Genomic DNA, 18,704 nt, shown 5'->3' on the forward strand with positions numbered 1-18,704 from the left:
CGAAGAGGGAATGCCTGGGGGCTACTGGACGTGGCGCGTCTCCTTGACCGTCCGGTCCGCCCCGATCGTGAACGTCCGCTCGCCGGATTGGCCGCGCGCCGCCGGCCAGGCGCGGAAGGCGCAGCCGCTCTCGTTCTGCGGCGTCGTCACGGCGTAGTGATAGCCATGCCAGGCGTCCGACGCCGGCGTGTCGGGCGTCATGACCAGCGCTTCGTCGCCCATCGGGCTGGGCTGCGGATCGCTGCCGGCGTCCCAATACAGTCCGTCGGTGGCGCCCTCGCGGCTCACGATGCGCGCGGCGGGGCGGCCGTGGCTCGCGCGATAGCGATCCTGCGCGGTGCAAAGCGCGACCAGCGTCTCGATCGCGGCGGCTTCGTTGCGCGCGATGCGCCGCACCCGCATCTCCTCGACGCCCGCGCGCAGATCGAACGACCAGCGGCCGTTGCGCTCGACCAGCGGTGCCGGGAAGGTCCAGTCCTGGCGGCCGACGAGCAGGGCCGCCCTGCCCGGTGCCGTCCGGGCCACCTCGTGATGCTCGTGCCACGCCGCCAGGAAGGCGTAGACGTCGTCGCGCGCGATGCTGTCGAGTGGCACGAAGTGGCGGAATTGCGGCCCCAGGCTGCGCTTCAGCGCCTCTTCGTCGCCGGTCGCGATCGCCGTCACCAGCGCGTCGGCGGCGGCCTCTGCGCTGTCGTAGCGGGCCTGGGCCAGGGCGGGCGGCGCAATGGCGACGGCCAGCGCCAGGGCCAGTCCAAAACGTTTGAGTGCTCGCATCAGCGTCTCCCGTGACTGCGTTCGATGTGGCGTCCGCCGCCACCGCCGTCGCGATGCGGCGCGGCGCGCGGGGCCTGTTGCGCCGGGCGCGGGTGCGGCGCCGCGGCGGCCTGACGTGGGCCGCCCGCACCACGCAGTGCGTTGTCGCGGTTGTTGTCGCGCGAGCGCGCCGCCGCGGCGCTGCGGGCTTCGTTGCGGCTGCGATTGGCCTGAGGCGCGGCGTTGCGCTCCGGCGTGGCGCGGTGCTGTCCCGCGCCCTGCGCGCCCGGGCGCCCGCCGGCCTGACCGCCCGGCCGTGCGCCGCCCGGCGAGCCCCGCTCGCGCATGACCTGCTGCGCATGATCGCGCCGCGCCTGCTGGGCATCGGCCGGACGCTGGGCACCCGGCAGCTGTGCGCCCTGCCCGCGCGGCGCGGTCTGCGCCGTCCGGCGTCCGGCGTCGAAGCGCTGCTGCGTCGCGCCGCCGCGGTAGGGTTGGGCGCCGCGGCGGGCCGGGTCATGGCTCCAGTTCACGTTCGCGCGGTTCGCGTCGATGCGGCGATTGACGTTGATGTTGTTGTAGCGGTTGACGTCGATGTCCACGTCGTTGTGGCCCCAGTCGAAGCCGCCCCACAGCGAATCGGCGATGGCGATGCCGGTGCCGAACGCGAGACCGCCCACCAGCGCGGAGGCGAAGGCGGAACCGGGCGGCGGCGGATAGTAGGCGGGCGGATAGGCGGGATAGGGCCAGGTCCCATAGACCGTGCCGGGGTTGTAGGTCGGCACGTACACGGTCTGCGGCGAGGCCGGCGCGACGCTGATGTAGGTGTTGCCGCCCTCGGTGCTGGTGCTGACCTTCTGCTGCGCGTTGCTCGCCAGGTTGCCGGCACGCTGCGCCTGCTGCCGCAGCCGCTGCACCGACGCCATGACGTCGTCGGGTTGATCGAGAAAGGCATTGCCCAGCGACAGCACCCAGTCGGGCTGGCGTCCCATCATGTCGATCACCGACGGAAAGCCGACGAGCGAGATCACGCTGGGATCCCAGGCCTGGTCCTGGGCCGCCTTCACCGCCGCGTCGCCCTGCAGCGAGCCGTGCTGGCTGGCCCAGGCCGCGGCGGCCTTGACGTCGTCGGGGTAGGTCGAGGCCATCAGCAACTGCGACAGCAGCGCATCGGGATAGAGCGCCACCGGCGCCAGCATCTGGTCGAGCTGTTCCTTGCCGAACGCCGCGGACTGCGGCTGCGCCGGCGCATGCGCCAGTGCCAGGACCGCGATCAGCAATACCCATATTCGCTTCATACGTCTCTCCCATGCCGATCGGACGATTGGTGAAACTTCGCGATGATGCTGGTCTTGCAGCAGGACGCCTGTGCGGGTCGGCCTGGGACTACGCGTGCGCTGGACGCGCGCTTCAGAGCAGCGTGAAAAGCAGTTTGCTCAGGGTCGTCTGGACGGGCCACTGCGTCGCGATCAGGATCAGCAGGGGCAGCGCGGCCGGCACCACGATCTTCAACAGAAGGGTCTTGCTGATCACCGCGGGCCGCATGCTCGCGACCGACTCATACAGCACCCGGATGTCGGCCACGGGGCCGAGTTCCGGCGCATCGAGGATCGGTGCGTCGGCAACGGGCTCGCGCTCGATCCAGCGGCGATGCACCGCGCGGCCGTGGCTTGCCAACAGCGCGCCGTAGTCGAGCATCGCCTGGCGCCGTGCGCGCAGCAGAAGCGGGGTGAACGCCATCAGCGGCGCCATGCCGATGAGCACCAGTACCGCCAGCAGTGCGCCGATCTGCACATACAGCGCCGGCACCGGCACGTCGTGATAGAAAACCTGGTGGGCCCACGCGCCGGCCATGACGGCGGACAGCGAGAACAGCACCGGGCCGTAGACGGCGGGCAGTCGTTCGAGAAACCCCAGTCCGCCCATGCGGTCGGGATGCTGCACCGCGAGCCGCAGCGGCAGGCGCGCGATCCGCCACAGCAGCAGGCCCAGCAGGATCAGGCGCCAGGCCCAGGCCAGCAGCAGCGTGGAGAAGATCGGCCGCGTCACGAGCAGGAACCACCACGTACCGAACTGCATGGCGGCGTTGTCGGTGGCCGACCAGCGCATCTCGTCCGGATTGGGCGATACCAGGAATGCCGCCGTCCACGTCAGCACGACGCCGAGGATGATGACCCACGGCAGCATGCGCTGCTTGATGGCGACGATGCCTTGAATGATGGCTTCGAACCTCGGGGCCAGGGCCGCATCGACGACGCCCGATTGCCTGAACTGCCGCAGACACAGCGCGACGTTGTCGCGCGCCACGCCCTCGGCCAGCACCAGCAGCGGAATGGCGACGAGGCAGCGGATATGGATGCCGAAATGGCCGAACAGCGGTTCCCCGGGCGGCTCGGCGCGCAGGCTCGTGCCGGACAGCACGGCGGCAATCACCAGCGGCAGCCACGCGACCATGGCGTAGAGCAGTGCGCGGCGCTTCAGGCCCAGCCCGGAAGCCGGAATGACGCCCATGCGACGTTGTATCCGCGAAAGCACATCGCCGTCGATGAGCGAAAACGGAACTTCCTTCCCCGATTCCAGCATGTGAGCCATCAAGCACCTTCGTGAAACGATAGAGCACTTAGGCGGGGCGGACGATTGGCGTCGCGGAGTCCGGGCGTGCCGGGTTTGCCGGCGTGTTCGTCCCCGTTTCCGGGGTGGAGGGCGTGCCCCCCATCCCGGTTGAACGCGATCAATTCTTGCTGCGCGCGCAACATAAGTCCATGCTAATTTTGGCAATATATCGTCAGAAACTTGGGGGGACTTCTCCATGGACCTGCATCGCTTTGATTCTTTCGACGAGTTCGAAGCTGCTGTGGTTGATGTCGATCTCAAGGTGCGATTACTGGGCCCGTCCGACGGGCTCTGGCATATCGGCCACGCCGACGTGGACGGCATTACCGTCCAGGCTGGCGTGGAGGCCGTTGCGAATCTGTGCGAAGCCTCCGGTTGGCCGACCCATCTCATGTTTTTGATTTCCGCCGGTCATCCCACGCCGACCTGGCTCAATGGCGAGGCCTTCGGTCCGGGGCGGCTGGGCATACTCGCCCCGAACAAGGAATTCGTGTTTCGCGCGATCGGGCCGAACGAATGGGTGACCGTTGCGATACCGCTGTCGTCCCGCCTGTTTTCGTCTGAAGACGATATGGGTCTCGTGCTGCGGCGATGGTGCCGGTCTACCGACATCGTGCCGTGTTGTCCCGCGGCGATCCGCGCACTGCGCGATGCGGCAATGATGGCGGTGGCCATGGCGCCGCACGAAAGGCCGCTGGGCCGTGCACGGATCGAGGCTGCGATCCGGGATTTGATCGCGACGCGGCGGCCCAGGCCGCCCCTGCTCGGCCGACCGCAGGTTTCGCCGCATGACCTGACGGCCACCGCAATACGGATGTTCCGCGCCTACGACCGGGGGCTCACGGCGCGAGAATATAAATTGATGGAATTGGCAGTGCGCGAGCGCGCCCGGAATGATTTCTTCCAGCGCTGCTTCGGCTTGACGCCGTCGCGTTATCTGAACCTGCGCAGGCTGCATGCGGTGCACGCAGCCCTGCGGGCGCCTGCGAACGATAAAAGCTCGGTCGCCACGCTGTTCGAGGCGGAGGGTTATACCTACTCGGCGCATTCCCTCGCGCGCTATCGGGCCATTTTCGGGGAGTCGCCCTCGGATACCCGAAATACATCACGCTCGGCGCGCCTGATCGCCTGATTGAAGCGTCTGCCGTTGAATATCGGAAGGGGCGTACGCAGCGCGACGACGGCAGTAAGCAAGGCGCACGAACCGTGCGATTCGGCGGGCAGGCGGTATCGTTTGTTAACGGTTTTGCCTGCACAGCACCATAAATTTAATATTGATTGCTCGCAAAATTACGATATTCTTTTTCCGGACGATGTCTTGCATCCGACCCAGTGTCAGGGGACGGGAACGCCACACAGGCAGCCGGGAGTCGCAATGAAGCGCACCAATCTATCTCGCTTGGACCAATCCGGCCCAAATACGGCGGCGTCCAATGCGGTGGGGCCTTTACTCAGGCCCGCGCGTGGCACGAGTGCCGTGCTCGTGCACGTGGCAATCGATTATTCAAATTCCTCGCAAACGCGGCGCCGTCGCGCGCCGCCCATGCCGGGCTTTCTCGCTACGCACGCGACCCGTTGACCGATCCTCTGCGCCACACCGCAGAAATCCAGCGGCGTAACGACCGCTGACTGGCCACGCCGGTCGATCCGATCTCCCCCATCAAGCTTCGCCTTTTTTGGCGATGTCGGCCGCTCAGTGCCGAGTCCCTCAGTAGCCCTAGATTGGAGTCGTAATCATGATGCAATATGCTCGTGTCGCACCCTCCGCTACGTCCGCGCTACGCCGTCGCCGCCACGTGGCGCCGGTTCTCTCCGTGTTGGCAGCCGCGCTCGCCATCGCCCATTCCGCCCTGGCGGCCGAAGCCACCAAGCCGGCGGAGCCGGCTACGAAGGAAGCCAACGCTGCCTTGCTGAAGGCCTTGCCCTTCACCGACAAGACTTCCTTCGAACTGGCGCACAAAGGCTTCATCGCACCCTTGCCCAAGGAAATGATCAAGGGCGAAAAGGGCAATCTGATCTGGGATCCCACCAAGTACGACTTCATCAAGGAAGGCTCCGAGGCCCCGGACACCGTCAACTCCAGCCTGTGGCGGCAGTCGCAGTTGCTGAACATCTCGGGCCTGTTCGAGGTGACCGACGGCATCTACCAGGTGCGCAACTACGACCTCTCCAACATGACGATCGTCGAAGGCAAGGAAGGCCTGACGATCATGGATCCGTTGATCTCCACGGAAACCGCCAAGGCGGCACTGGACCTGTATTTCAAGCATCGGCCGAAGAAGCCCGTCGTGGCCGTGATCTACACGCACAGCCACGTGGACCACTACGGCGGCGTGCGCGGCGTGGTGGACGAGGCGGACGTGAAGGCCGGCAAGGTCAAGATCTACGCGCCGCTGGGCTTCCTGGAACATGCGGCCGCGGAGAACGTGATGGCGGGCACCGCGATGAGCCGCCGCGCCAGCTACATGTACGGCAACCTGCTGCCGCCCAGCGCCACCGGCCAGGTCGGCGCCGGCCTCGGCACCACGACCTCGGCGGGCACGGTCACACTGATCGCGCCGACCGACATCATCGAAAAGACTGGCGAGACGCGCACCATCGACGGCCTGACCTATGAATTCCTGTACGCGCCCGGCAGCGAAGCGCCTGCCGAGATGCTGTACTACATCAAGGAGAAGAAGGCGCTCAATACCGCCGAGGATTCGAGCCACACGCTGCACAACACCTACTCGCTGCGCGGCGCCAAGATCCGGGATCCGCTGGCATGGTCGAAATACCTCAATGAAGCGTTGAAGCTGTGGGGCGACGATGTGCAGGTGATGTATGCCATGCACCACTGGCCGGTGTGGGGGCAGAAGGAAGTCAACGAGCACATCGGCCTGCAGCGCGACATGTACCGCTACATCAACGACGAAACGCTGCGTCTGGCGAACATGGGCTACAACAAGGAAGAGATCGCCGAGCAGGTGAAGCTGCCCGAGACGATCGCGACCAAGTTCTCCAACCGTGGCTACTACGGCTCGCTGAACCACAACGTGCGCGCCACCTATGTGCTGTACCTGGGCTGGTTCAACGGCAATCCCGCCACCTTGCACACGCTGCCGGTACAGGAGGCATCGAAGCGCTATGTGGAGATGATGGGCGGCACCGACGCGCTGCTGCAAAAGGCCCGGGAGTACTACAAGAAGGGCGATTACCGCTGGGTTGCCGAGGTCGTCAACTACGCCGTCTTCGCCGATCCGCAGAACCAGACGGCCAAGAACCTCCAGGCCGATGCGCTGGAGCAGATGGGCTACCAGGCCGAGAGCGGTCCGTGGCGCAACTTCTACCTCACCGGCGCCAAGGAGCTGCGCGAGGGCGTGCAGAAGCTGCCCGTGCCGGACACTGCCAGCCCGGACACGGTGCGCGCGATGACGCTCGACATGCTGTTCGACTACTTCGGCGTGCGCCTGAACCGTGAAAAGGCGGCCGGCAAGCACGTGGTGCTGAATCTCGACTTCACCGACACCAACCAGAAGTACACGTTGGAAATGGTGAACAGCGTGATCAACCACACAGAAGGCAAGCCCGCGAAGGATCCCACCGCGAGCGTGACCCTCACGCGCGAAACCCTCAATCGCATGATGCTGAGGGAGACCAACCTCAACGATGCGATTTCCAAGGGCGACGTGAAGGTGACCGGCGATCAGCAGCAGATCACCGAGATGTTTGCCGCGCTCGATAACTTCGAGTTCTGGTGGAACATCGTGACGCCCTGACGGGCATGTCCGGCGGGGCATCCGCTCCGCCGGACAACCGCGGCGACGGCCGCGGATCGGGCTTCAGAGACGGCCCTGGCCGCGCGCTCCGGCGGGCGGTGGGACAGGCGGCGGCCCGCGTGGCGGCGGCCTGTGGCCGTGGCAAGGGCGCGGATCCCGCCGCGTGCGCCCGCAAGGGCGGCGCGCCGCGCGCCAGCGCCATTCAGGAGGCTGGGCCAAGCGATAGGAACATGAGCCCGGCTAATGCTATCTGCCAAATAAATTCATTTTTATTCATGCAAAGCCTTGCCTAAAATACGGTCCGAGCAGCGACAGTGTCAAGGCTGCCAGCCCAAGAAAACCCCATAACAGGACTGGCGCAGCACTGCCGCAAAAACCGGAAACGGCTTTATCCAGAATTTGTGCGGCGGATCAAAATGAGTAAAGAGTTCACATTTGCCATCAAGAGCATTTGTTTCGACGAGGATTACCGTCCTTCCGAAAATACCCGCATCACCACGAACTTCGCCAACCTGGCGCGTGGCGAAAGCCGCCAGCAGAATCTGCGCAACACGTTCGAGATGATCAACAACCGTTTCAATGCCCTGGCGCATTGGGACAATCCCAAGGGCGATCGTTATTCGGTCAAGCTCGAGATCATTTCCGGCGAGCTGGATATCGACGGCGAGCGCAGCGGCAATGCCCTGCCCCTGATCGAGATCCTGAAAACGACCATTCTCGATCGCAAGACCGGCGAGACCATCGACGGCATCGTGGGGAACAATTTTTCCTCCTACGTGCGCGACTATGACTTCAGCGTGCTGCTGCTGGAGCACAACAAGGATCGCGCCGGTTTCAGCACGCCCGACAATTTCGGCGAGCTGCACGGCAAGCTGTTCAAGGCCTTCGTGAATTCGAGCGCCTACAAGGCGCATTTCAAGAAGCCGCCGGTCATCTGCCTGAGCGTGTCGAGCAGCAAGGTCTACCTGCGCACCGAAAACCAGCACCCGGTGCTGGGCGTCGAATACCTGCAGGACGAGTATTCGTTGACCGACGAATATTTCAAGAAAATGGGCATGAAGGTCCGTTACTTCATGCCGCCCAACAGCGCCGCGCCGCTGGCCTTCTATTTCACCGGCGATCTGCTGGGCGATTACACCAATCTCGAGCTGATCGGCACGATCAGCACGATGGACACGTTCCAGAAGATCTATCGCCCCGAGATCTACAACGCGAATTCCGCGGCGGGCCGCTCGTATCAGCCCAGCCTGAAGCATCAGGATTATTCGTTGACGCGCATCGTCTACGACCGCGAAGAACGCAGCCGGCTGGCCGTCGAGCAAGGCAAGTTCGTCGAAGAACACTTCATCAAACCGTACCAGTCGGTTCTCGAGCAGTGGTCCGCAGCTGCCCGTTTCGATTAATAAAAAAGTATCAGGTCCTATTGTGAAAAAACTGTTTCCCACTTCCACCGCCGGCAGCCTGCCCAAACCCTCCTGGCTGGCACAGCCCGAAACCCTCTGGTCTCCCTGGAAATTGCAGGATGAAGGCCTGGTCGAAGGCAAGCAGGACGCGCTGCGCCTGTCGCTGCAGGAACAACAGCATGCGGGCATCGACATCGTCAGCGACGGCGAACAGACGCGCCAGCACTTCGTGACCACGTTCATCGAGCACCTCAGCGGCGTGGACTTCGTGAATCGCAAGACCGTGCGCATCCGCGATCGCTACGACGCCAGCGTGCCCACCGTGGTCGATGCCGTCGCGCGCCAGAAGCCGGTGTTCGTCGAGGATGCCAGGTTCCTGCGCCAGCAGACCGACCAGCCGATCAAATGGGCGCTGCCCGGCCCCATGACCATGATCGACACGCTCTACGACGATCACTACAAGAGCCGCGAGAAGCTGGCCTGGGAATTCGCCAAGATCCTGAATCAGGAAGCCCGCGAGCTCGAAGCGGCGGGCGTCGACATCATTCAGTTCGACGAACCGGCATTCAACGTGTTTTTCGACGAAGTGAATGACTGGGGCGTCGCCACGCTGGAACGCGCCATCGAAGGCCTGAAATGCGAAACCGCCGTACACATCTGCTACGGCTACGGCATCAAGGCCAATACGGACTGGAAGAAGACGCTGGGCGCCGAATGGCGCCAGTACGAACAGGCGTTCCCGAAGCTGCAGAAATCCAATATCGACATCGTCTCGCTGGAATGCCAGAACTCGCACGTTCCGATGGAACTGATCGAGCTCATCCGCGGCAAGAAGGTGATGGTGGGCGCCATCGACGTGGCCACCAACACCATCGAAACGCCGGAGCAGGTGGCCGATACGCTGCGCAAGGCGCTGCGCTTCGTCGACGCCGACAAGCTCTATCCCAGCACCAACTGCGGCATGGCGCCGTTGCCCCGTGCGGTCGCGCGCGGCAAGCTGAGTGCGCTGAGCGCAGGCGCGGAGATCCTCCGCCGCGAGCTCTCCTGAGCCTGAACGCGTCGGGCCGGGGCAAGCCGCTTGCCCCGGCCCGGCTCGCCTGTTGCCGACGCCGGCAACGCCGTCGGATCCCTCCAGGCCCTATCCCATGTGTTCGCGCTGCGACCCGTATTTCTTTCCCCCCATGACTCCCCCCGCCAATACGGTCATCGAGCCTGCGCGCTTTCGCGAGTCGCTCGGGCACTACGCCTCCGGCATCACGGTGGTCACGTCGCTCATCGATGACGAGCCGGTGGGGTTCACCTGCCAGTCGTTCTACAGCGTGTCGATGAGCCCGCCGCTGGTGTCGTTCAGCGTCATGGCCGGTTCGGCCAGCTATCCGAAGATCCGCCAGGCGGGCCGATTCGCGGTCAATATCCTCACCGAAGCGCAGATCGACGTGTCCAATCAGTTCGCCCGGCGCGGCACCGACAAATGGCAGGGGATCGCGTGGCGGGAATCGCCGCTGGGCAACCCCATCATTGGCGGCAGCCTGCACTGGCTCGACTGCGAGATCTACGCCGAGCACGCCGCGGGCGATCACGTGATCGTGATCGGCGAAGTCAAGGCGCTGGATCTGCAGGACGCCGCCGCCGCGCAGCCGCTGCTGTATTTCAAGGGCCAGTATCGCAACATCGCCGCCCACGGCGGCGTGTGAGCGGCGCGGCCGCTGGCGCGGCCGCCGCCAGACCCGCCTTCACACACGAGGCGTGGACGCCGTGGCGTCCCGCCTCCTGAAGGCCTGGCCCTCTTCAAAACCGTCCGCGCACCGTCAGGATGGCCGCGCGCGGGTCGCCGTAGAAGTTCAGGAAGCCGCCGTAGCCGACGTTGCGCAGATAGGTGCGGTCGAACAGGTTGGTGACCAGCAATGACGCGTCCCAGTTGGCGTTGAAGCGGTAGCCGACGCGGGCCGAGTAGATCGCATAGCCGCCGCCGTGCTTGACGCCGCCCTGGCGCGCGCTGCTGGTGTAGATGTCGCTCTGTGCATTCACGCCGCCGCCCACGCTCCAGCCCGACAGCGCGCCACCGAAGTCCTCGGGCCCGAAGCTGTAGTTGGTCCAGAGCTTGAACATCTGCTGCGGAATCAGGTCGGCGTTGAACCGCTTGCCGACGTTGTCGGGATTGGTATCGCTCAGGTACTTGGCGCGCGAGTAGGTGTAGCCCGCCGAGATGTCCCAGTTGGGCGTGATCTTGCCCACCAGTTCCAGGTCGAGGCCGTCGCTCTGCACCTCGCCCGCCGAGCGGTAGCACGCGCCGTTGGTCGAGCCGCCGCAACCGACGTGGTCGCCATCGACCATGGAGCGGTTCTTGTCGCGGATGCGGTAGAGCGCCACGTTGAAGAACAGACGGTCGGGGACCAACTGGAGCTTCGCGCCCACCTCGGTCTGCCAACCCACGCGCGGATCGAGCACATTGCCCTGGAAATCCTCCTGCGTCTGCGGCACGAAGGTGTCGGCATAGCTGGCGTACAGCGTGACGCGATCGTTCACGTCCCAGAGCAAGCCGCCGTAGGGCGTGAACTCCTTGCTGGCCTTGCCCGCGCTGCGGACCCAGTCGGTGTTGGTGGCCGCCACCGTCCGGCTCTTGCTGCGATAGCTGGTCCAGCGGCCGCCGATCACGAGCTTGAGCGGATCCGCCAGCGCGATCTGGGCGGAGGTGTACAGGCCCGATTGCTCGGTGACGGTCTGCCGGCGCGAGGTCACGTTGTGGTCGACGAGCGCGCTGTAGTCGTGGTCATTGAAGACATCCCAGTTCTTCGCCGAGAACGAGGTGGACCCCAACAGATTGTCCGACCTCGACAGGTTGTATCCCACGGTCAGCCGGTGTCGCAGGCCGAAGGCGTCGATCGGGCCGGTGACGTTGAAGTCGGCGCTGTCCCACTTGGTCTGCTTCTGGTAGTACCCGTAGGCGCTGGAGGTGTCCGCGCGGCCGGTTGCGATGTCCACCGGCGCCGTGGTGACGATGCCGAGGTAGTCGGCGTCCAGTTCGCGATGGCTGTAGGCCGCGCGCGCGGTCCAGTCATTGGCGAAGCGATGGGTCAGGTCGGCCGACGCATCCTTGATGCGGTAGACCGAGTCCTCGTCGGAGCCCATGAAGGTGCGGCGCGACGGCAGGGTGCCGTCGCTCATCAGCGGCAGGCCCCAGAAGGTGTTGGTCGTCCACTGCGAGTAGGTGCCGGAAACGCCGAAGGTGGTGTGCGGCGTCAGGTCGTATTCCACGATGCCGTAGGCCACCTCGTCGCGGCTCTTGGCGTCGTCGTAGAACTTGTCCTCGTCGTGCCGGACCAGCACCGTGCGGGCGCGCAGGGAGCCGTCCTTGTTCAGCGGCGTGTTGAGGTCGATCTCGGCGCGGCGCCGATCGTTCGAGCCCGTGGACAAGGCCCCCGAGGCGCCCAGGTCGGCGTAGGGCCGCTTGCGCACGAAGTTGACCGTGCCGCCGGGCTCGCCGCTGCCCGTGAGCAGGCCCGAGGGGCCGCGCAGCACCTCGACGCGGTCGTACAGCGCCATGTCGGTGAAGGGATTGTTGGTCATGCCGACCACCGGCACGCCGTCGGCCTGGGCATTGGCCGTGTAGCCGCGCACCATGATCGATTCGGTCCGGTCATAGCCGGTGGTGCTGACGCCGGTCACCTGATTCAGGGCCGCCGCCGCGGTGGTCAGGTCCTGGTCGTCCATCTGCTGGCGGGTCAGCACCGACACCGACTGCGGGATGTCGCGCAGCGACGTGGCGCCCTTGAACATCGACACGTTGGGCGAGGCGTAGGAGGCCAGGCCCTCGGTCGTGACGAGGTCGGCGCTGCCGACCACGCTGACCGGCGCCAGCTCCACGGCAGCGCCCGGGCTGCGCGGGATCGGCGTCACGGTGTAGCCGCCGTTGGACAAGGCAATCGCTTCGAGGCCCGTGCCGGCGAGCAGCGTCGCAAGCGCATCCTTGGCGGCGTACCGGCCGTTCACGCCGTGACTGCGCTTGCCCGCGATGTCCTCGGCCGAATAGGAGATCATCAGGCCGCTGGCCTGGCCAAACGCGCTCAGCGCGGCCTGCAGATCGCCGGCGGCGACCGCATAGCTGCGGGTGTCCTGTGGCGGCGCGCTCTGCGCCTGCGCGCCGGGCGCGGCCAGCGCCGGCAGCAGCGTGGCCGGCACCACGGAAAATGCCGCCAGCGACATGGCGGCGGTGCGCGCTCGCGCGCGCTGCATGAATTGACCCATCAGACTTGCCTTCCCACGAAACAGAGTGATTTCTGCCTGGTATGTCACTCAGCTCGAGGAAAACCCCTCAGTTTCCGGGGCGGCACGCCCGATAAAGTTGTAACGGCCGTGCGTGGCTAGGCCTTGGCCTGCACCGTGACCCAGTAGCGGGTGCGCGTGCGCAGCTTCACCGGCAGGGTCTTGCCGAGCATGTCCAGCACGCGCTCTGTGTCGTCGACGGGAAAGATGCCGGACACGGGCAGGTCGGCGACGGCGGGATCGCAACCCAGATGGCCGCTGCGATACCGCGCCAGCTCGGCGACGAACTCGCCCAGCGGCATGCGATGGACGATGAGCATGCCGTTGGACCAGGCGCCCGTCGCCGGGTCGGCCTCGGTGTTGCCCAGCAGTTGCCGGCGATCGAAGCGCGCCTGCCGGCCGGCCGCCACCACGAAGGCGCGGGCCGGCGCGTCCAGCGGCCTGACCTCTACCGCGCCGTCCAGGACGCTGAGCTCGCAGGCGTCGTCGTACTGGCGAACGGAGAAGCGCGTGCCGAGCGCCCGCAGGACGCCCTGCGCCGTCTCGACCAGGAAGGGCGGCGCAGAGGCGGGCGGGTGGGCGCCGGTGGTGACCAGCATCTCGCCGCGAATCATCTGCAGCAGCCGGTGTTGCGCATCGAAGCGGACGTTGACCGCGCTGTCGGTATTGAGCACGACTTCGCCGCCGTCCGGCAGCGCGATGCGCTGGCGCCGGCCGACGGCGGTGTGATAGTCGGCGCGCCATGCGCGCCAGCCGGTGCTGTCCTGCAGCGCCCACACGCCGCCCGCCGACACGACGCCGCCCGCCAGCAGGCGCAGCGCGCGGCGCCGGCCCTGCTTGACCGACGCGTCCGACTCCACGAGCGTCGAGTGCGCGATGGCGGGGTGCATCTGCCGCAGGCAGAGCCCCATGGCCTGCAGGTGTTCCCAGGCGCGAGCATGCGCGCCATCGGCCTGCAGCCAGGCGCGCCATTGGTCGTGAGTCTGCTGCGTGGCCTGCGGGGCGTCGAGTGCGATGAGCCAGCGCACCGCCGCCCGGCTGACGGCAGGCGGGATGGCCGCGCCTTGCACGCGCGGCATCGGGGGGAGCTTGGCGGGCATTTCCATGAGGCTCAACCGAAACAGACCTGGTGCACGGCGCGCTCGAGGTATCGCTGCACCGTGGCCACCGATACATCCAGCGCCTGCGCGATTTCCGTCTGGGTCATGCCTTCGACCTGGTGCATCAGGAACGCCCGGCGAGCCGCCTGCTTCAGCAGCGCCAGGCGCCGGTCGATCTCGAGCAGGGTTTCGAGCAGCAGCGCGCGCGTCTCGGGGCCCGGCACCTCGGGCTCGGGCAACACGGCCAGCGTGGCGAGATAGGCTTCCTCGATCCGGCGACGCCGATAGAAGTTGGCGACCACGCGGCGCGCGATGGTGGTGAGCAGCGCCCGCGGTTCGCGAATGCTCAGGGGTTCTTCGTTGGCCAGCAGCTTCAAAAAGGTGTCCTGGGCCAGGTCCGCGGCGTCGAAGCTGTTGCCCATGCGGCCGCGCAGCCACCCGCGCAACCAGCCGTGATGCGCGCTGTAGAGCGCCTCGATTTCAAGCGTAGAACGTTGATCGCGCACGACCGCCAGCCCCGTTTCGACAACGAATAGTAATGAGAACCAATGTCGATTATGCATCATCGCGCGGAATCGCGCGCTGCGAGGGCGTGAGCGGCGCCGGTCAGCCCGGGCCGTCGCTGGCCGCTGCCAGCAGGGGTACGAGCACGTCGCTGATCGGCGTTGCGATGCCGTGGTGGCGGCCGCGGCGCGCGATGATGGCGTTGCGGATGTCCCATTCGAGCGGGCGGCCCGCGACGCGGTCGGTGAGGATGGAGGTGCCCATGTCGGCGGGGGAGGCCTGGAATTTGGCGAGGATTTCCTGCGGCACCTCGTCGCCCAGGTCCGCCCCTTCGGCGCGCGCCACGGCCAGGCATTCGCGCAGATAGGCGAGCGACAGCGCCGCCACGTCGGCGCGGCCGAACATGCCGGCGCGGCGGTGGGTGAGCGCCATGAGGCCGGCCACCGCGTTCTGCATCAGCTTGCGCCAGGCATCGGCATGGAAGTTCGTGCTGAGCTCGACGGCGCAGCGGCTGCCCTGCAACGCGTCCGCCGCGACGCGGGCGGCCGGGGTGTCCGGCAGGCTCAGCCGCGCCTGGCCGCGCAGGCGCACGGAGCCGTCGGCCTGCGCTTGCGCGGGAAACCATACGACGGCGGGCACGACCCGGGCTTGCGGGGCCAGCGCGGCGACCTGTTCCACCTGCTCCACGCCATTCTGCAACACGCACACCACGGTGTCGGGCCGGCAGAGCGCCGCGAGCCACGGGGCTGCCGCGTCGTTCTGGGTGGCCTTGACCGCGAGGAAGACGAGATCCGCCTTGTGCGCGATGCGGGCGGGCTCGGTCTGCACCGGGCCGGGCACGTCGATGCGGCGCTCGCCGTCGTGCAGCGTGAGGCCGTCGCGGTGGCTGCGGCCGCACAGCAGGGGCGTGCGGCCGCGCTCGTGCAGCGCGGCCGCGACCGTGGTGCCGATGGCGCCGGGGCCGACGATGGCGAGGGTGGTGTCTGTTGCCGTAGTCATGGAAGACGATTCCTTTGAAGCGGATGGGGCGCGGCGCGGTGCCGCTCAGCGGGGCGTCCAGGTCACGCCGTCTTTCGTGCGGAATTCCGGGGTGCCGACGCAGCAGCCCCCCGCGCCGAACGCCTGGCGGCCGAGAAAGGCCGTGACGCCGCTCTTCTCTGCGGTGATCGATTGGTTCACGCAGGAGGTGGGAAGCGGATAGGGATCACCCGCCAGCACCTGTGTCCACGTGACGTTGGCCCCGGCCGCCTCCTCGACCCGGTAGACCCGGCATTCGTAGAGGAGCAGATGGACCGGCTTGCCGGCCAGCACGCCCTGGAAGTGGTGCTCGGGCGGGGCCGCGCGCGTGGCGATCGTTTCGGCGGTGAGCGTCGAGCCGGCGGGCGGCGGCGGCAGCGTGGGATCGCAGCCCGCGAGTGCGATCGCGGTGCAAAGTGACATCGCGAGATGGCGGGCACGGCGCGTCTTCATGGCGGGGTCCGGTCGGCGGGGTGGCGGGCGGGAGCGGGAGTCGCCGAAAAGTATATCCCCGCTGCCGGCCGGCTCGCGGTGGCGCGGTGCGCGGGGGGTGAGGTTGCGCGCGCAACCAGGGCGCGGGCGCCGCGTACCGGGCGCGCGGCGCCCTGGCCGGATCAGACCTTCAAGACCGCGTTTTCCAGGCGCGCGACGGCCCGCCGCACTTCGATCAGCCGTTCGTCGTGCTGGTTCGACGCCTGCACGATGCCGTCCATGATGCTGCCCGCGCGTTGGGCCGCCGCGCGGATCTGTTCCATCATGCGGCCCGAATCGTTGACGCGGGCATGGCCGGCCTCGATGCTCTGGTTCGACGAGCCGATCACCGTCTTGATCTCCTTCGCGGCGTCGGCGCTGCGGCGGGCGAGCCCGCGCACCTCGCCCGCGACCACCGCGAAGCCGCGGCCATGCTCGCCCGCGCGGGCGGCCTCCACGGCGGCGTTCAGCGCGAGCAGGTTGGTCTGGAAGGCGATGTCGTCGATCAGGCCGACCATCTCGCCGATGCGTTTCGAATCGGTGGTGATGCGGTCCATGGCCGCCACCGCGCTGCCGAGCACGGCGTCGCCGGCCTCGGCGATCGCGGTGACCTCGCGCGTCTGCGCATCGGCGTCGCGCGCGCTGAGCGCGCTCTCGCGCATCAGCTCCTGGAGCTGCGCGAAGGCGGCCGCCACGAGCTGCGTGGCTTCGAAGCGGGCGGTGATGTCGGTGGCGTACTTCACGACCTTGAACGGGGTGCCGAACTGGTCGAGCACGGGGCTGTAGTTGGCCTCGATCCAGACGTCGTTGCCCTGCCTGCCCTTGCGCCGGAACTGGCCGCGATGGTAGTGGCCTTGCCCGAGCTTGGCCCAGAACTCGGCATATTCCCGGGTGCCGCGCTCTTCGGGCGGCATGAAGACGCTGTGGTGCTTGCCGACGAGCTCGTCTTCCGATGCGTAGCCCATCGCGTCGAGGAAGTTCTGATTGCAGCGCAGGATGTGGCCGTCGAGCGTGAACTCGATGACGGCCTGGGCGCGGCCGACGGCGGCGAGCTGGCTGGTCGCCTCGGCATCGCGCAGGACCTCGGCGGAGATGTCCATCGCATACTTGACGATGCGCACCACCCGGCCGGCGCGGTCGAGCACCGGGCTGTAGTTCGCCTGCAGCCACACCGCGCTGCCGTCGCGTTTCATGCGCTCGCAGCGGCCGACGAAGGCCTCGCCGCGCCGCAGGCGGTCCCAGAAGGCCTGGTACTCGCGCTCGTCGACGCCCGACCGGCCGAGAAAGAGCCGGTGGTGCTGGCCCTGGATGTCTGCCAGCCGGTAGCCCATCAGCTCGAGAAACTGCCGGTTTGCGGTGAGGACGTGGCCATCGGGATCGAACTCGATCACGGCCTGGGTGCGGTAGATGGCATGCAGCTGGCGCCGGATGCCGGAAGGCTTGAAGCCGAGCCTGGATAAGAGCGCTTTGGCGAAAGTCATGATCGTGAGGATGGAAACTTGGGGCGGACGGCGCGGTGCGCCCGGCCGCGGGGATGAAACGTGCCTGGCCGCGCCCATTCTGACCGAAACCGGGCGGTTCGGGGGCGATCATGCGACGACGGGGTGACCGGGCCGGCGGCGATGCCGGCTCGGCATGACGCGCCGTCCGCGCCTTCGCGCAATTTCAGTGCGCGAAACGGGCCGAAGACGACGCATGCGGCACGCGGTGAGGCGGCGGCGCGTGTGCGAATTGTGTCGGTGCACACAGGCAGGCGCGAGTCACCGGCGCGGTCGGGCATGGCGCCCCTGCACGACCGCCCCATGGAACCCGCCCGCCGCGCGCGTTACTCACCTGTGAGGTGCGCCGGTCCGGCGCGCCTTTCTGCAAGGGAGCATGCGATGCCTGATGAAGCTTACCTGGCCCTGCTGGACGCGCTGGCGCGCCGCCTGCGGGTGGATCCCGCGGGCCTCAGGCAGGCCCAGACCCTGTCGATCGGGGGGCGGCGCATCGACTTCTCCGTGGCGCGCGACGCCGACGACGCGGCCGAGGACCAGATCGTCGTGCGCTGCGGCGTGACCCGGCTGCCGGCGCCCGCCCGGGAGGACGTGTGCCGGCTGCTGCTCCAGGCCAACAATCTCTGGGCCGGCACCGCCGGCGCCTCCCTCGGCCTGCTCGGCGAGCGCGACGTGATCGCCAGCGAGGCCGTGCGCCTGGCCTCGGTCGATGCAGACCGCCTGGCCGCCCTGGTGACAGGCCTGTGCGCCCAGGCGCAGGCCTGGGAGGCGGAGCTGGAGCGCCGCTGGCCTGCCGCCGAGGCCGCCCCGCCGCGTGCCGGCACGACGCCCGCCGCCGTGCCGCTGCACCTGCGCGCCTGAACCCCCCCTCGCCTGACTTTTTCGAGATCGCATCATGACGAACGAAACCTATCGCGAGGCGCTCGCCGCGCTCGCGCTTGAAATCGGGGTGGACGCGCAGGCCCTGGCCGACCAGCAGGCGCTGGTCGTGGACGGCGTCACGCTGGGTCTGGCGCACGTGCAGACGCCGGGGGGCGAAGGCATCCAGGTGGCCTGCAAGGTGGGCCCCCTGCCGCCGAACGCCACGGCCGAGACGCTGCGCCTGCTGTTGCAGGCCAATACGCTGGGGCCCGTGACCGCCGGCGCCACGGTCGCCCTGCAGCACGGCGCCGACGACGTCGTGCTGGCCCGCCGCCATCCCCTGGACACCCCGCCGGCCGCACTGGCGCGCGCCTGCCAGGCCCAGTCCCAGGTGGCCACCCTCTGGGCCGCCGCGCTGGCGCAGGGCCTGCCTGAAGCCGCCTGACCCGCGACCCCCCCTATCCA

Annotated in this window: 16 protein-coding genes; 7 read left to right on the top strand and 9 right to left on the bottom strand. The window is 67.4% G+C overall.

The window, feature by feature from the left end:
- Window positions 1-21: 21 nt before the first annotated feature.
- The 3 genes from CEG14_RS01265 to CEG14_RS01275 all read right to left on the bottom strand — a co-directional run bounded on the left by CEG14_RS01265 (window position 22) and on the right by CEG14_RS01275 (window position 3,264).
- Window positions 22-774 carry a DUF2950 family protein gene (locus CEG14_RS01265; protein WP_094824544.1) on the bottom strand — a complete coding sequence of 251 codons (753 nt, stop codon included), beginning with the start codon at window positions 772-774 and terminating at the stop codon, window positions 22-24.
- Window positions 774-2,051, bottom strand: a complete 1,278-nt coding sequence (locus CEG14_RS01270; RefSeq protein ID WP_094824545.1) for a DUF3300 domain-containing protein — start codon at window positions 2,049-2,051, stop codon at window positions 774-776. Before CEG14_RS01270 ends, CEG14_RS01265 begins: the two co-directional genes overlap by 1 nt.
- A gap of 112 nt (window positions 2,052-2,163) precedes the next feature.
- Entirely contained in the window at window positions 2,164-3,264 is a 1,101-nt protein-coding gene (locus tag CEG14_RS01275) for a hypothetical protein (RefSeq protein WP_256985550.1), read from the bottom strand.
- Window positions 3,265-3,562: 298 nt separating this feature from the next.
- Here CEG14_RS01275 and CEG14_RS01280 point away from each other — a divergent pair, with 298 nt between their 5' ends.
- From CEG14_RS01280 to CEG14_RS01300, 5 genes are all read left to right on the top strand, one after another.
- Window positions 3,563-4,498 carry a helix-turn-helix domain-containing protein gene (locus tag CEG14_RS01280; RefSeq protein WP_094824547.1) on the top strand — a complete coding sequence of 312 codons (936 nt, stop codon included), beginning with the start codon at window positions 3,563-3,565 and terminating at the stop codon, window positions 4,496-4,498.
- Between the two features lie 607 nt (window positions 4,499-5,105).
- Complete coding sequence (locus CEG14_RS01285; protein ID WP_256985580.1) at window positions 5,106-7,124, top strand: alkyl/aryl-sulfatase; 2,019 nt, start codon at window positions 5,106-5,108, stop codon at window positions 7,122-7,124.
- Between the two features lie 416 nt (window positions 7,125-7,540).
- Complete coding sequence (locus CEG14_RS01290) at window positions 7,541-8,527, top strand: DUF1852 domain-containing protein (RefSeq protein ID WP_094824549.1); 987 nt, start codon at window positions 7,541-7,543, stop codon at window positions 8,525-8,527.
- A 22-nt stretch (window positions 8,528-8,549) separates the two neighbouring features.
- Window positions 8,550-9,575 carry a methionine synthase gene (locus CEG14_RS01295; RefSeq protein WP_179280522.1) on the top strand — a complete coding sequence of 342 codons (1,026 nt, stop codon included), beginning with the start codon at window positions 8,550-8,552 and terminating at the stop codon, window positions 9,573-9,575.
- Window positions 9,576-9,708: 133 nt separating this feature from the next.
- The gene (locus tag CEG14_RS01300; protein ID WP_094825238.1) at window positions 9,709-10,221 is read left to right on the top strand and encodes a flavin reductase family protein; all 513 of its coding nucleotides are present in this window, start codon (window positions 9,709-9,711) and stop codon (window positions 10,219-10,221) included.
- Between the two features lie 94 nt (window positions 10,222-10,315).
- Here CEG14_RS01300 and CEG14_RS01305 read toward each other — a convergent pair whose 3' ends face one another.
- From CEG14_RS01305 to CEG14_RS26730, 6 genes are all read right to left on the bottom strand, one after another.
- Window positions 10,316-12,772 (bottom strand): TonB-dependent siderophore receptor, encoded by a 2,457-nt coding sequence (locus tag CEG14_RS01305; protein WP_094824551.1) that lies wholly within the window; start codon window positions 12,770-12,772, stop codon window positions 10,316-10,318.
- 116 nt (window positions 12,773-12,888) lie between these two features.
- Window positions 12,889-13,890 carry a FecR domain-containing protein gene (locus CEG14_RS01310; RefSeq protein WP_179280523.1) on the bottom strand — a complete coding sequence of 334 codons (1,002 nt, stop codon included), beginning with the start codon at window positions 13,888-13,890 and terminating at the stop codon, window positions 12,889-12,891.
- 11 nt (window positions 13,891-13,901) lie between these two features.
- Window positions 13,902-14,396, bottom strand: a complete 495-nt coding sequence (locus tag CEG14_RS01315) for a sigma-70 family RNA polymerase sigma factor (RefSeq protein ID WP_256985551.1) — start codon at window positions 14,394-14,396, stop codon at window positions 13,902-13,904.
- Between the two features lie 100 nt (window positions 14,397-14,496).
- Window positions 14,497-15,393: an oxidoreductase gene (locus CEG14_RS01320; RefSeq protein WP_094824553.1), complete on the bottom strand. Its 897-nt coding sequence runs from the start codon at window positions 15,391-15,393 to the stop codon at window positions 14,497-14,499.
- A gap of 45 nt (window positions 15,394-15,438) precedes the next feature.
- A complete protein-coding gene (locus CEG14_RS01325; protein ID WP_094824554.1) occupies window positions 15,439-15,864 on the bottom strand; it encodes a hypothetical protein in 426 nt (141 codons plus the stop codon).
- Between the two features lie 161 nt (window positions 15,865-16,025).
- Window positions 16,026-17,363 (bottom strand): methyl-accepting chemotaxis protein, encoded by a 1,338-nt coding sequence (locus CEG14_RS26730; RefSeq protein ID WP_094824555.1) that lies wholly within the window; start codon window positions 17,361-17,363, stop codon window positions 16,026-16,028.
- Window positions 17,364-17,762: 399 nt separating this feature from the next.
- On the opposite strand from CEG14_RS26730, the gene CEG14_RS26215 reads away from it, so the two are divergent.
- Window positions 17,763-18,239: a type III secretion system chaperone gene (locus CEG14_RS26215; protein ID WP_179280524.1), complete on the top strand. Its 477-nt coding sequence runs from the start codon at window positions 17,763-17,765 to the stop codon at window positions 18,237-18,239.
- 34 nt (window positions 18,240-18,273) lie between these two features.
- Complete coding sequence (locus tag CEG14_RS01340; protein WP_094824557.1) at window positions 18,274-18,684, top strand: CesT family type III secretion system chaperone; 411 nt, start codon at window positions 18,274-18,276, stop codon at window positions 18,682-18,684.
- The last annotated feature ends 20 nt before the right edge of the window (window positions 18,685-18,704 follow it).

Origin of the sequence: Bordetella genomosp. 1, assembly GCF_002261335.1 — a bacterium.
GTDB lineage: Bacteria > Pseudomonadota > Gammaproteobacteria > Burkholderiales > Burkholderiaceae_B > Bordetella.